The sequence below is a fragment of the Kitasatospora sp. MAA4 genome (assembly GCF_029893355.1).
Classification (GTDB): Bacteria; Actinomycetota; Actinomycetes; order Streptomycetales; family Streptomycetaceae; genus Kitasatospora.
Genome location: NZ_JARZAI010000004.1, coordinates 14,339 through 27,331 on the forward strand (window position 1 = coordinate 14,339; position 12,993 = coordinate 27,331).

At 72.7% G+C, this 12,993-nt stretch carries 12 protein-coding genes; 7 read left to right on the forward strand and 5 right to left on the reverse strand.

Annotated features, from left to right (window positions below):
- Nucleotides 1–14 precede the first annotated feature (14 nt).
- Entirely contained in the window at nucleotides 15–674 is a 660-nt protein-coding gene (locus tag P3T37_RS06685) for an acetate uptake transporter (protein WP_280722507.1), read from the forward strand.
- A gap of 13 nt (nucleotides 675–687) precedes the next feature.
- Entirely contained in the window at nucleotides 688–2,658 is a 1,971-nt protein-coding gene (gene acs / locus P3T37_RS06690) for an acetate--CoA ligase (RefSeq protein ID WP_280722508.1), read from the forward strand.
- 26 nt (nucleotides 2,659–2,684) lie between these two features.
- On the opposite strand, the gene P3T37_RS06695 is transcribed toward acs, so the two are convergent.
- Together P3T37_RS06695 and P3T37_RS06700 are read right to left on the reverse strand one after the other, a co-directional pair.
- Nucleotides 2,685–2,897, reverse strand: a complete 213-nt coding sequence (locus P3T37_RS06695; RefSeq protein WP_280722509.1) for a hypothetical protein — start codon at nucleotides 2,895–2,897, stop codon at nucleotides 2,685–2,687.
- Between the two features lie 324 nt (nucleotides 2,898–3,221).
- Nucleotides 3,222–3,536 carry a hypothetical protein gene (locus tag P3T37_RS06700; RefSeq protein WP_280722510.1) on the reverse strand — a complete coding sequence of 105 codons (315 nt, stop codon included), beginning with the start codon at nucleotides 3,534–3,536 and terminating at the stop codon, nucleotides 3,222–3,224.
- An 80-nt stretch (nucleotides 3,537–3,616) separates the two neighbouring features.
- On the opposite strand from P3T37_RS06700, the gene P3T37_RS06705 reads away from it, so the two are divergent.
- From P3T37_RS06705 to P3T37_RS06720, 4 genes are all read left to right on the forward strand, one after another.
- Nucleotides 3,617–3,976, forward strand: coding sequence for a DUF6204 family protein (locus tag P3T37_RS06705; protein ID WP_280722511.1), 360 nt, complete (start codon nucleotides 3,617–3,619; stop codon nucleotides 3,974–3,976).
- 107 nt (nucleotides 3,977–4,083) lie between these two features.
- Nucleotides 4,084–4,488 carry a YciI family protein gene (locus tag P3T37_RS06710; RefSeq protein ID WP_280722512.1) on the forward strand — a complete coding sequence of 135 codons (405 nt, stop codon included), beginning with the start codon at nucleotides 4,084–4,086 and terminating at the stop codon, nucleotides 4,486–4,488.
- Entirely contained in the window at nucleotides 4,485–5,741 is a 1,257-nt protein-coding gene (locus P3T37_RS06715; RefSeq protein WP_280722513.1) for a sigma-70 family RNA polymerase sigma factor, read from the forward strand. The genes P3T37_RS06710 and P3T37_RS06715 overlap by 4 nt, the downstream gene beginning before the upstream one ends.
- Nucleotides 5,742–5,762: 21 nt before the next feature.
- Complete coding sequence (locus P3T37_RS06720) at nucleotides 5,763–5,981, forward strand: DUF2277 family protein (RefSeq protein ID WP_280722514.1); 219 nt, start codon at nucleotides 5,763–5,765, stop codon at nucleotides 5,979–5,981.
- 12 nt (nucleotides 5,982–5,993) lie between these two features.
- Here the strand turns inward: P3T37_RS06720 and P3T37_RS06725 are convergent, their stop codons facing one another.
- Complete coding sequence (locus P3T37_RS06725) at nucleotides 5,994–8,021, reverse strand: nitrate- and nitrite sensing domain-containing protein (protein WP_280722515.1); 2,028 nt, start codon at nucleotides 8,019–8,021, stop codon at nucleotides 5,994–5,996.
- Between the two features lie 586 nt (nucleotides 8,022–8,607).
- Here P3T37_RS06725 and cspC point away from each other — a divergent pair.
- A complete protein-coding gene (gene cspC / locus P3T37_RS06730; protein WP_280722516.1) occupies nucleotides 8,608–8,817 on the forward strand; it encodes a cold shock-like protein CspC in 210 nt (69 codons plus the stop codon).
- Here the strand turns inward: cspC and P3T37_RS06735 are convergent.
- Together P3T37_RS06735 and P3T37_RS06740 are read right to left on the reverse strand one after the other, a co-directional pair.
- Nucleotides 8,814–9,608: a leucyl/phenylalanyl-tRNA--protein transferase gene (locus P3T37_RS06735; protein ID WP_280722517.1), complete on the reverse strand. Its 795-nt coding sequence runs from the start codon at nucleotides 9,606–9,608 to the stop codon at nucleotides 8,814–8,816. The two genes, cspC and P3T37_RS06735, sit on opposite strands and share 4 nt — an antisense overlap.
- 13 nt (nucleotides 9,609–9,621) lie before the next feature.
- Entirely contained in the window at nucleotides 9,622–12,933 is a 3,312-nt protein-coding gene (locus P3T37_RS06740; RefSeq protein ID WP_280722518.1) for an amino acid adenylation domain-containing protein, read from the reverse strand.
- Between the last annotated feature and the right edge of the window lie 60 nt (nucleotides 12,934–12,993).

A 12,993-nucleotide genomic window follows, 5' to 3' on the forward strand; every position in this document is an offset into this window, starting at 1 on the left:
GAAAGGACCCTGTCATGGCCGACCTTGAACAACCGGAATCGCAACCCCCCTCCCGCCTCACCCCGGCGGGATCGGCAGGACCAGCAGGATCGGCGCCGGTCGCCATCGCGGACCCCGGCGCACTGGGCCTGGCGGCCTTCGCCATGACCACGTTCGTGCTGAGCTGCTTCAACGCCGGTCTGATCAACGTCTCCGTCGAGCGCGTGGTGCTCCCGCTGGCGCTGTTCTACGGCGGACTCGTCCAACTGCTCGCGGGAATGTGGGAGTTCCGCCGCGGCAACACCTTCGCCGCGACCGCCTTCTCCTCCTTCGGCGCATTCTGGCTCTCGTTCGCGGCCTATGTCGGCGTGATCGCGCCCCGGCTGGCGCCGGCCCACGCCTACCAGGCCACCGGTGTCTACCTGCTGGCCTGGACGGTCTTCACCGTGTACATGACACTGGCGGCTCTGCGCACCAGCGTCTCGGTGCTGGCGGTCTTCGTCACCCTGAGCCTGACATTCCTCTTCCTGACCATCGGCGCGCTCAACCAGTCGACCACCATGACCAAGGTCGGGGGGTGGGCGGGCCTGGTGACGGCGGTGGTCGCCTGGTACGCCTCGTTGGCGATCGTCACCAACGGCACCTGGCGCAGAACCGTGCTGCCGACCTGGCCGCTGGCCCGGGCGCCGCGGTGAGGACGGCCCCGGCATGAGTGAGCAGACGCTGTCCAACCTGCTGCACGAGAACCGCCGCTTCCCGCCCCCGCCCGGACTCGCGAAGACCGCGAACGCCACGGCCGACACCGTCCGGGCGGCCGCCGAGGACCGGCTGGCCTTCTGGGAGCAGCAGGCCCACCGGCTCAGTTGGGAGCAGCCGTGGTCGCAGGTGCTGGACTGGAGTAACGCACCGTTCGCCCGCTGGTTCGTGGGTGGGCGACTGAACGTGGCGTACAACTGCGTGGACCGGCACGTGGCCGCCGGTCACGGCGACCGGGTCGCCTTCCACTGGGAGGGCGAGCCCGGTGACCGTCGGACGCTGACCTACGCCGACCTCAAGGACGCGGTCTGCCGGGCCGCCAACGCCCTGGTGGAGCTGGGCGTGCGGGCCGGCGACCGGGTGGCGCTGTACATGCCGATGATCCCGGAGACCGCGATCGCGATGCTCGCCTGCGCCCGGCTGGGCGCCCCGCACACGGTGGTGTTCGGCGGCTTCTCGGCCGAGGCGCTGCGCGGGCGGATCCTGGACTGCGACGCCCGGGTCGTGATCACGGCCGACGGCGGCTTCCGCAAAGGCGCAGCGGCCGCCCTGAAACCGGCGGTGGACGAGGCGGTGGCCAGCTGCCCGGACGTCCGGACCGTCCTGGTGGTGCGCCGCACCGGTGCGCCGGTGGCGTTCACCGAGGGCCGCGACGTGTGGTGGCACGAGGTGGTGGACCGTCAGTCCCCCGAGCACCAGGCGCAGGCGTTCGACGCCGAGCACCCGCTCTACATCATGTACACCTCCGGCACCACCGCCCGCCCCAAGGGCATCCTGCACACCAGCGGCGGCTACCTGACCCAAGTCGCCTGGTCGCACTGGGCGGTGTTCGACATCAAGGCGGAGCAGGACGTCTTCTGGACCGCCGCCGACATCGGCTGGGTCACCGGTCACTCGTACATCGTGTACGGGCCGCTGGCCAACGGGACCACCTCGGTGATGTACGAGGGCACGCCCGACACCCCGCACCAGGGCCGCTGGTGGGAGATCGTCCAGCGCTACGGCGTCACCCAGCTGTACTGCGCGCCGACCGCGATCCGCACCTTTATGAAGTGGGGCGAGCAGTTCCCGGACCGATTCGACCTGTCCAGCCTGCGGCTGCTCGGCTCGGTCGGGGAGCCGATCAATCCGGAGGCCTGGATCTGGTACCGCCGCCACATCGGCGGCGACCACTGCCCGGTGATGGACACCTGGTGGCAGACCGAGACCGGCGCCCAGATGCTCAGCCCGCTGCCGGGTCTGAGCACCTGCAAGCCCGGCTCCGCGCTCGGCCCGCTGCCCGGCATCAGCGCCGATGTAGTGGACGACCTGGGGCAGCCGGTACCGGCCGGCTCCGGCGGCTACCTGGTGCTCACCGAGCCGTGGCCCGCCATGCTGCGCACCATCTGGGGAGACGAGGAGCGCTACCGCGAGACGTACTGGTCGCGCTTCCCCGGCGTGTACTTCGCCGGGGACGGCGCCAAGAAGGACGAGGACGGCGACATCTGGCTGCTCGGCCGGGTCGACGACGTGATGAACGTGTCCGGCCACCGGATCTCCACCACCGAGGTGGAGTCGGCGCTGGTCTCCCATCCGCGGGTGGCCGAGGCGGCCGTGGTGGGCGCCTCGGACCCGGCCACCGGCCAGGGCATCGTCGCCTTCGTGATCCTGCGCACCTCCCAGGAGCCGCAGGCCGGTCCGGAGGAGACCGCTGCGGCGCTGCGGGAGCACGTCGCCCGGCAGATCGGCCCGATTGCCCGCCCCCGGCAGGTCCTGATCGTCCAGGAGCTGCCGAAGACCCGCTCCGGCAAGATCATGCGGCGCCTGCTCAAGGACGTCGCGGAGCACCGCGAGCTCGGTGACGTCACGACCCTGACGGACAGTTCGGTGATGGAGCTGATCAGGGAACTGCTGCCCACCGGAGGTGACGCCGACCGGAGTTGAGCAGCTGCGCCCAGGCTCTCAGGCGCTCATGCGCGGGAGAGCGCCGAGCAGGCCTTGCCGAGCAGCATCGAGTGTGCGCGGCCGTCGAGTTGGTGCCCGGCGACGGTCGCGCAGTACTGGGTGGCCGGCGCGGGCAGCGGCCGGGCGGCGGCGAGGGCGGCCGGGGCGGCCAGCGCCGCGGTACCGGCCAGCAGAGACACCACCACGGCCAGGGTGGGGAGTCGACGCAGGTGACGCATGGGAGGGTCCCTTCACGTGTCGCGAGTGCCGTGCGGCTCCCATTCGACCGAGCCGCGACGGCCCGGCGGGGCCGACGCGCCGAGGGGCCGGATAAGTCGTACGGGTACGGGTAGGCGCGCGAGTGCGGCGCCCGTTCAACCACCTTGGGAGGAGCGAACGATCATGGCTTCCGTCCCCGTCCCCCTCGACCCCGACATCGGCCCGCTACCGCCCGACCCCGGACCGCTTCCCCCGATGCCACCACCGCAGCCCGTCCCGCCGTGGCCACCGGAACCCCGTCCCGACCCCGATCCGTACCCCGTGCCGCCGCCCGACCCGAGCAGCTAGCCCACGTCGATCGCCGTCACCACCGGGTCGCCCATCCAGACGTCGTCCGCCGGGTAGTCGGCCGCTGCCAGCGCGGTGAGCGCGACGGCCATCGCCAGACCCTCCGCCGCGCGGCTGTCGTCAGCCGTGACCTCCACCCGCAGCACGAACCGGGTGTCCCCCTCGTCGGCGGTGAGCACGTCCAGGTCCGGCGGAACCGTGCCCACCTCGTCGGGGTCGACGCCTCGCAGCGCGTTCAGCAGGCGCTGCCGGGCCTGGGCGGTGAGCGGGCGTTTGAAGGTTCCCGGGATGGTCAGCACAAATCTGCTCATACGAACCACCTAACCGCAGCAGGGATCGGTAAACGGAAATCCGGTGGAACCGCAGGTCCCGGACTGCTTAGGGTCCGGTTATGAGCACTCGCACCTTCCGCGTCACCGTCCGCGGCGCCTTCGACGGCCTCACCACCGAGCACCGCGCCGAACTCCTGGCCGCCGCGCCGGAGCACGACGTCCTGCACGCGGCCTTCACCCCCGAGGGCCACCTCAGCTACGACCTCACCGCCCGCCCGTTCTTCAGCTTCCGGTTCCTGGACTCGGGCGAGGCAGAGGAGGACATCCTGGAGGCCGTCGAGCGCGCGGAGGCCGCGGCACAGACCTGGCTGGCTGCACGCGGCTACGGCTACAAGAACCTCAAGTCGCAGGCCGAGGACCTCTCCCAGGCGGCCCTCAGCAAGCGCCAGCGCCGCGCCGCCGCCCATTCGGAGGCCTGACCGAACCGGCTGCAAAAAGTCCCGCTGCGGATGTCGAAATCGCGCACGCTGCTTCTACTGAACGGTGAGAGCACCCGCAGGGGGCGCCGAAGACGAGGAGCAGGGCCATGAAGTACATGCTGCTGATGCAGTTCAGCCAGGACATGGCGGACGCGATCCCCCCGATGGACACCTGGTCGCCCGAGGAGGTGCAGGCGCACATCGCCTTCATGGTGGACGCCAACCGCAAGCTGACCGCCGCCGGGGAGCTGGTCGACGCGCAGGGCCTGGCGATGCCGGCGACCGCCCGGATCGTACGCGCCGGGGCCGACGGCGCGCCCGTGGTCACCGAGGGACCGTTCGCCGAGACCAAGGAGTTCCTGGCCGGCTGGTGGATCGTCGACTGCGACAGCGCCGAGCGGGCGGTGGAGATCGCCGCGTTCGTCTCGACGGCGCCCGGACCCGGCGGCGCGCCGCTGAACATGCCGATCGAGGTCCGCCAGGTGATGTCCGCCCCGCAAGGGGAGCTGTGATCCCGTCGGACGGGGAGCCCGTCGACCTCCTGCTGCGCCGCCTGGCGCCGCAGGTCGTCGGCGTGCTCACCCGGCGTTACGGCGACTTCCACGACGCCGAGGACGCGGTCCAGGAGGCGCTGCTGGCCGCGACCCTCCAGTGGCCGGCCGAAGGGGTGCCCGAGCATCCGCGCGGCTGGCTGATCCAGGTGGCCGGCCGGCGCCTGATCGAGCAGGTGCGCAGCGAGCAGGCCCGCCGGCGCCGGGAGGACCTGGTGGCCCGCCGGGTGCCCGACGACCGGCAGTCGGCCCCCGCGGCGGACAGCGAGGACGCCGCAGGGCGGGACGACACGCTGCCGCTGCTCTTCCTCTGCTGCCACCCCGTGCTGTCGCCGACGTCCGCGGTCGCGCTCACCCTGCGCTCGGTGGCGGGGCTGACCACGGCCGAGATCGCGCACGCCTTTCTGGTGCCCGAGGCGACCATGGGGCAGAGGATCAGCCGGGCCAAGCAGCGGATCAGGGCCGCCGGTGCCACCTTCCGGATGCCCGAGCGCGAGGAGTGGCCGACCAGGCTCGCCAGCGTCCTGCAGGTGCTCTACCTGATCTTCAACGAGGGCTACACCACCTCCGCCGGTCCCGCCCTGCTGCGCGTCGAGCTCTCCCGGGAGGCGATCCGGCTGACCCGGGCCGTGCACGCGCTGCTGCCCGAGGACAGCGAGGTCGCCGGGCTGCTGGCGCTGATGCTGCTCAACGACGCCCGCCGCGCCGCGCGCACCGGCCCGGACGGCGAGCTGATCCCGCTGGACCGCCAGGACCGCGGCCGGTGGGACGGCACGGCCGTCGCCGAGGGCGTCGCGCTGATCACCGAGGCGCTGCCGCGCGGCCCGGTCGGCCCCTACCAGGTGCAGGCGGCCATCTCCGCCTGCCACGACGAGGCGCGCACGGCCGCCGAGACCGACTGGCCGCAGATCCTGGCGCTGTACGGGGTGCTGGAGCGGATCGCCCCCGGACCGGTGGTCACCCTCAACCGGGCCGTCGCCACCGCGATGGTGCACGGACCGGAGCGCGGGCTCGCCCTGCTGGCGAGCGTCGATTCGGACCCGCGGCTGGCGGGGCACCACCGCCTGTACGTGGCGCGGGCCCACCTGCTGGAGATGGCCGGCGACCGGGCGGGGGCCGTCGAGAACTACCGTGCGGCGGCCGAACGGACGGCCAGCCTGCCGGAACGCCACTACCTCACCCTGCGCGCGGCCCGCCTGGCCGCACCTCAGTGACCCCAGGGGGAGACTGGAGGCATGTGCCGAAGCATCAAGACCCTCCGCCCGCCCGTGACGCCCGAGGTCACCGAGGACGACATCCGGGCGGCCGCCCTGCAGTACGTCCGCAAGGTCTCCGGTTTCCGCGCGCCCGCCGCCCACAACCGGGCCGCCTTCGACGCCGCCGTGGACGCGGTGGCCGAGGCCACCCACGAGCTGCTCACCAGCCTCGTGGTCCGCGGCGCCACGGCGGCGTAGCAGCGTTGCGCCCTAACGACCGCCCTGCTGGACGGCGAGCGGCTCCTCCGCCGGGCCCAGCGGCCGACCGGGGTAGCCGCCGAGCGGCGGCGCCGTTCCCTGCACCGCGACGGGCGGGGCGCCGACCGGGGTGAGGTCGGCCGGCAGGATCACCAGGGCCACGGTCCCGGCGGAGTCGCTGGGCCGCAGCTGGATCCGGATGCCGTGCCGCAGCGCCAGCCGCCCCACCACGAAGAGGCCCATTCGGCGCGAGACCGCGACATCGACGGTGGGCGGATTGGCGAGGCGCTCGTTGATCTCGGCGAGGTCCTCGGGGCTGAGGCCGATCCCGGTGTCGTGGATCTCGACCAGGACCCGGCCGTCGGGCAGGGCGTGGCCGGTGACCCGCACGCGGGTCTGCGGGCTGGAGAACGAGGTGGCGTTCTCCAGCAGCTCGGCGAGCAGGTGGACGAGGTCGTTGACGACCCGGCCGGCGACCTCGGCGGAGGGGACGGCGGCGAGTTCGATGCGCTCGTACTGCTCCACCTCGGAGGCGGCGGCGCGCAGCACGTCGACCAGCGGGACGGGACGGGTCCAGCGGCGGCCCGGGTCCTCGCCCGCCAGGACGAGGAGGTTCTCGCCGTTGCGGCGCATGCGGGTCGCGAGGTGGTCGAGCTTGAAGAGGCTGGCGAGCTGGTCGGGGTCGGCCTCGCGGCTCTCCAGCTCGGATATCAGCGACAGCTGACGCTGGATCAGGCCCTGGCTGCGGCGCGAGAGGTTGGTGAACATCGCGTTGATGTTGCCTCGCAGCAGCGCCTGCTCGGCGGCCAGTCGGACCGCCTCGCGGTGCACCATGTCGAAGGCGCGCGCCACATGGCCGATCTCGTCGGTGCTGTCGATCCCGATCGGGCTCACGTCGGCGTTCACCTCCTGCGGCTCGGCCTGCGACAACGCGATGACCAGCTGCGGCAGTTGGTGCTCGGCGACGTCCTCGGCCGCGCGCTGGAGCCGGGCCAGGGCGCGCGCCATCGAGCGGGCCACCAGCACCGCGCCGCCCACCGCGACCATCAGCACCAGCGAGACCAGGATCGCGTTGAGCACGGCGGTGCGCTGGGTGTGCGACTGGAGGCCGGCCGCCTGGCCGTCCATGTCGGCGAGCAGGTGCTGCTCCACCTGGTTCATGGCCTGGATGCGGCGCCCGGCCAGGCTGGTCCAGGTGGCGGCCGACATCTCGCCGTCGGAGGTTCGGCCCGTCGGGTCGGCCAGCACCTGCCGGGCGTACTGGTCGGCCTCCAGGGTGCTGGAGTCGTGGGTGAGCGAGGCGAGCAGCGGCGCGGCGGCCGAGCTGCCGTAGGCCGCGCGGAACGCGTTGAGCAGGCTCTCGCGGTTCTTGGCGGCCTGCGCGGCGTACGCCTGGTCGTCCGGGCTGAGCCGCCCGCCCGGGCCGGCCAGCGCGGCGCCGATCACCGCGCGCACCACGGAGGCCTCGTCCTGGGCGAGCGAGAACTGCTGGAGGGCGTGCGCGGTCCGGATGATGTGCGCGTTGCCGGTGCCCAGCGCCATGTCCTGGCCGAGGCCGATGACGCTCTGGATGACCGAGTCGTAGTCGGCCACGGTCTTCTGGACCGGGCTGCGTCCCGTGGTGGTCGGCGCGAACGCCTCCTGGCGGGTCATCGCCAGCTCCTGGAGCCCGGACTGCACGTCGAGCAGCGCGATGTCGCCGCCGGGCAGGGTGTCGGGCCTGACGGCGGTGACGACGGTGGCGAAGGCGGCCCGCGCGCGGTCGGTGGCGTCGCGGGCCGCCTGGACGTCGGCGTCCACCGGGACCGGCGGCGCGGGCGGCGCCGGTGCGACAGCGGGGGCCGGCGGTGCGGGCCGGCCCGGCAGGATGCTCGCGGAGAGGTCGCGCTCCTGTTGCAGCGCGTCCGCCAGCGAGGTCGCCGCGGTGGCCAGCCGGTTCGTCGCGGTGACCGCGGCGAGAGCCTGGCCGCGTTGCAGGGAGCTCTGCACCCGCAGGCCGCCCAGCACGGTGGCCGCCAGCACCGGTAACGCCAGCAGCACCACCAGTCGGCTGCGGATCCGCCAGTTCCGCAGCGCGTATCCCCTGCGGGGACGCGCTGTTGACGGTATGTCGGGTTTGCCACTCCCCCAGCCGGCCCGCACGGTGCTGCGGCCGTGCCGCGCGCTCCTGGTGGATGCCTCGTTTTCATCGGATGACCCGTGCACGTGTGTCGAAACCCTTAGGGGCAGCGTCCCGCGCGCTGACGCAGGGACGAGTGGATGTGGACCGAACCAGGCGAAGGCGGGGAGCGAGGAGACCCGGGCACACCCGGGCGCCCGGCCGCTGAACGGCGTTCGACGGAAAGGGCATTGGTCCCGTTCGGGCCGTGCCTAAGATGACGATGCGCGTACGGCGGGTCTGCCGCGCTGACGGCCAGGCCGAACCGGATGCCAGAGACATACACGGATTGACATGGTCATGATGCTAGCAGGATGCCGACGGTGCGTGACCGGATGGCGACAGATGGCGAGAAGACGCCAGACCGCACCCGCCGCAACCGGTCCGTTTCTCGGGGCACTTCGCTGGGCATGATCGTCGCGGCACGACCGCTGTCGGTCGCGCCCACGGACTCGAGCGAGGACATCCATGGCGGCGATACAGGGTCAGGTCAAGTGGTTCAACGAGTCGAAGGGGTTCGGCTTCATCACCCCGGCGGACGGGACCAAGGACGTCTTCGTCCACTTCTCGGCGATCCAGGGCAACGGCTTCAAGACGCTGGCTGAGGGCCAGAACGTCGAGTTCGAGATCCAGGACGGCCAGAAGGGCCCGAGCGCGGTCAACGTCGTGGCCGTCTAGTCACGTCCGTCTCCCGGCCCGCCGGCCAGTCGGCGGGCCGGGAGGGGGTGCGCGGCCGGGGGCGGGAGGTCGGGCGTGGCGCGCAGCAGGTCGAGGTAGCGGGTGCGCGGCAGCGGTCCGGCGCCGATGCCGCGGGTCTGCGGGCTGTCGAACTGGGTGTCCAGCAGCACGCCGCCGACCTGGCCGAACCGGGCGGCCAGATCGGCGAGCGCGACCTTGGCGGCGTTGGAGCGCCGGTGGAACATCGAGTCCAGGCTCAGCACCGGCCCGGCCCGGACCCCGAAGACGCCGCCCACCAGCGTGACCTCCTCCCAGACCTCCGCGCTCAGCGCCCAGCCCGACGCGTGCAACCGCGCCAGGCTGTCGACCAACTCACCCGTCAGCCAGCGCGGTTCGCGACCGTCCCGGCAGGCCTCGACCACCTCGTCGAAGGCCCGGTTGAGGCTGGTCGACCAGGGCGCCCGGTTGCGGACCTGCTTGGCGAGGGTGCGTCCCAGCCGCATCCCGGCCACCGGGAGCACCGGGCGCGGATCCGGCGACCACCAGGCGACCGTGTACGGGTCGACGTCCTCGCGGCCCACCAGCGCGATCTGGCCGTCCGCGACCTGCTCCTCGAAGAGCGCCTCGTTGAGATCGCGCAGCATCGGATCGGCGGCGGGGAACGGGTAGAGCCCGGCCCGGTAGGCCGCGAGCAGGTTCTCCGGGCTCAGGTCGCCGCAGAACGCCACCGGCCCGCCGGTCGGCGCGAGGGTGAGGTCGAGCTCTTCCCAGCTCGCGCACCGCCTGATCATGCGGCAGCCCTGCTCATGCGGCCGCCCCGCGCCCGGCCCGCGGCGGAGCCAGGTAGCCGGTCGCCAGCAGGTTCTCCAGATAGCGGTCCAGCAACACACCGTCCACCGGCGGGATGTCGATTCCGCTCCCTGCCAGCGCCGCCTGCGCATTGTCCCTGCTGAAGACCGGGAACGTGTCACGGAAATACAGCTCGCTGACGGTCAGCTCGGTCCCCGGACTTCGGTCCACGAAGAGCGGGAGGAAGGAGGTCATCGGGTGGTTCGGGTGAGCGGCGGCGAATCCCGCGAATCGCCGGACCCATTCCGCGAACGGGAGTTCCTCCACCGGGTATCCGAATTCCCGGATACGCTCGACCAGCGTACCGATCGAGGTGTCCCGTGGATTCGTCAGATGGTAGGTCTCACCGGTCGCCTGACGCCGGGTGGAGATGTGCAGCAGCGCCCGCGCGAAGCAGTCGGCGGGCAGGAAGTCGAGCGGCAGGTCGACGGCCGGGCTGCACCCCGCGTCGACGATGAACTTGATCAGCGCGCACCACTCGGCGCCGGTGTTCATCACCCCCGTCCGCTGGTCGCCGGTGACGTCGTTCAGCCGGTAGACCGCGACCGGCAGCCCGGCCGCGGACGCCTCCTGCAGCAGCGCCTCGGCCACCCACTTGCCCTCGACGTAGCCGACCGCGAGGTGGTCCGGGTGGGCCAGCGGGCTGCGCTCGGTCACCTGGCGCACCCCGGCGGCTCCGTAGCCGGCCAGCACTGCCATGCTGGAGAGGTAGTGCAGCGGGATCGCCCGGGAGTGACCGGCCAGCCGGACGACCTCCCTGGTCCCGGCGATGTTGGCGGCGCTCATCTCGCGGTAGGGGTAGATGAAGTTGACCTGCCCGCCGCAGTGGTAGATCAGGTCCACCCGGTCGGCGAGCGCCTCGAAGCGGGCCCGGTCCAGGCCCAGCAGCGGTTCCGCCAGGTCGCCGACGACCGGGACGATCCGGTCGGCCGAGCGTTCGCCGAGCGGGTCGCGGGCCAGGTGCCGGCGGCAGGCGGCGCGCAGCCGCTCCACCGCGTGTCCGACGTCCCTGGCCCGGATCAGGCAGTGGATCCGGGCGCCGGTGCTACGCAGCAGCTCGTCCAGCAGGTGGGTGCCGCAGAAGCCGGTGGCCCCGGTCAGCAGGATGTCGGCGGGCTGCCGCCAGTCGGGCGGGGGGAGGCTGGCCGGGTTGACCGGCACCTGCAGTCGGCTCTCGGCTGCGAAGTCCACCCGGCCGCCGGCCTCCAAGGTCCCGGCGCGGGCCGCCAGCGTGCTGCGGACGAACGGCACCAGCGCGGCGTCCTCCAGCAACGCCCTGGTCAGCGCGCGCAGTTGGGTGACGCCGATGCCGAACATGATCCGCACCCGAGCCAGCATCTCCATAGCCAGCAGCGAGTTGCCGCCGCTCTGGAAGAAGTCGTCGTCGTCCCCGACCCGTTCGAGGTCCAGCAGCTGCGCCCAGAGCTGGGAGATGCCGGCCGCCACCGACGCCGCGGGGTCGCCCGTCGGCAGCAGCGCGGGCGCGGCGGCGGGCACGTCCGCCACGGGCACCGGCGCCACCGGCGCGTCCCGCACGCTGGTGGCCAGCGACAGCCGTCGGCGGTCCACCTTGCCGTTGCGGTCCAGCGGCAGCTCCTCGACGGCGGTCAGCCGGGTCGGCAGCATGTAGCCGGGCAGGCTCTCGGCGAGGAAGGAGCGCAACTGCGCCTCCGCGACCTCCTCCGATCCGCCCATGGTGGTGTAGAAGGCCACCAACTCCCGCTCGCTGCCCGCCGCCACGGCCACCGCCGCCGCCTGGCCCACCGCCTGGTGGGAGGTCAGCACCACCTCGACCTCGGCCGGGTCCACCCGGTAGCCGCGGATCTTCACCTGGTCGTCGATCCGCCCGAGGAACTCCAGCCGGCCGTCCGGGCGCCACCGCCCGGCGTCGCCCGTCCGGTACATCCGCCCGCCCGGCTCGGCGGCGTACGGGTCGGGCAGGAACGCCTCGGCGGTCAGGCCGGGCCGGCGCCAGAAGCCGCGGGCCACCCCGCAGCCGCCGACGAAGATCTCGCCGCGCCGGCCCGTCGGAACCGGGCGCAGCGCGGAGTCGAGCAGCTGCACGGAGGTGTCCGGGAGCGGGCTGCCGATCGGCACCGGGCCGGCGTGCGTGCCCGCCAGGACGTCCGAGTCCAGGTGGCAGAGCGTCGAGGTGATGGTCGTCTCGGTCAGCCCGTACGCGTTGACCAGCTGCACGCCGGGCATCCGGCGCAGCCAGCGGCGGCAGTCGTCCACCTGCACGGTGTCGCCGCCGACGATCAGCAGGCGCAGCGAGGTCGCCGCGGCGACCTCCTGGTGGTCGGCGGCGAGGAACCGGTGCCAGTAGGAGGGGGTGAGGTCGGCGACCGTGATGCCGTGCTCGCGCAGGCGGCGGGTCAGCTCGGTCGGCGCCCAGCCCGGGCCCTGGGCGAGCACCAGGGTTCCGCCGCCGAGCAGGGTGGTGAAGATCTGTTCCAGCGAGGTGTCGAAGCCCAGCGCGGCCAGTTGCATCACCCGGTCCTCGGGGCGCAGCCCGTACGCGTCGACCAGGTTCAGCAACACCCGGGCGAACGAGCGGTGATCGACCATCACGCCCTTGGGGGCGCCGGTCGAGCCCGAGGTGTAGATCATGTAGGCGAGGTCGTCGGGGTCCGGGCCGTCCGGCAGCTCTGTCCCGTCCTCACCATCGACAGCCTCGTCCACCAGCAGGACCGCAGCGTCACCGGTGACGGACCCGGCGTGATCGCGGCTGGTCAGCACCAGCGTGGACGACGAGTCCTCGATCAGCTGGGCGAGCCGGCGGGCGGGCAGGTCGGGGGCGACCGGGAGGAACGCGCCACCGGCCTTCAGCACCGCGAGCAGCCCGACCACCATGGCAGGAGAGCGCTCCAGAAAGACCGTCACGACCGACTCCGGGCCCACCCCTCGTCGGCGTAGCCGGCGGGCCAGCCGGTCGGCCCGGTGCTCCAACTGCGCGTAGCTGAGCGAGTCGTGGTCCGACACCACGGCGATCCGCTCGCCGGCGCCGCGTGCCCGCTCGGCGAGCAGCCGCGGCACGGTGGGCGCCGCGGGCCCGGGGCCGACCGGGCGCAGCCGTGTCCAGAGCGCGTCGACGGCCGCCGCACAGTCGGCCCGGGACGCCGGCTCCCCCAGGCGCTGCCAACCGGCCGGGACCTGAAGTGCGGTCGGCCACAGCGAACACTGCCCCCTGGCATTCCTGACGACCGTATGGAATGCGTCGGCATGGAATGCGTCGGCCGGTGGCGAGAAGGAGTCGCGGTTCACCACGTCGACCTCCCGCTCTCTCGGCGATCGCGATTGTATTTCGAATATACGCCTGCGGGCCGA

Bases quoted from the DNA above. Each gene is read 5' to 3' on its own strand.
- P3T37_RS06685 (WP_280722507.1), top strand. From the start codon at position 15: ATGGCCGACCTTGAACAACCGGAATCGCAACCCCCCTCCCGCCTCACC.
- acs (WP_280722508.1), top strand. From the start codon at position 688: ATGAGTGAGCAGACGCTGTCCAACCTGCTGCACGAGAACCGCCGCTTC.
- P3T37_RS06695 (WP_280722509.1), bottom strand. From the start codon at position 2,897: ATGCGTCACCTGCGTCGACTCCCCACCCTGGCCGTGGTGGTGTCTCTG.
- P3T37_RS06700 (WP_280722510.1), bottom strand. From the start codon at position 3,536: ATGAGCAGATTTGTGCTGACCATCCCGGGAACCTTCAAACGCCCGCTC.
- P3T37_RS06705 (WP_280722511.1), top strand. From the start codon at position 3,617: ATGAGCACTCGCACCTTCCGCGTCACCGTCCGCGGCGCCTTCGACGGC.
- P3T37_RS06710 (WP_280722512.1), top strand. From the start codon at position 4,084: ATGAAGTACATGCTGCTGATGCAGTTCAGCCAGGACATGGCGGACGCG.
- P3T37_RS06720 (WP_280722514.1), top strand. From the start codon at position 5,763: ATGTGCCGAAGCATCAAGACCCTCCGCCCGCCCGTGACGCCCGAGGTC.
- cspC (WP_280722516.1), top strand. From the start codon at position 8,608: ATGGCGGCGATACAGGGTCAGGTCAAGTGGTTCAACGAGTCGAAGGGG.
- P3T37_RS06735 (WP_280722517.1), bottom strand. From the start codon at position 9,608: ATGATCAGGCGGTGCGCGAGCTGGGAAGAGCTCGACCTCACCCTCGCG.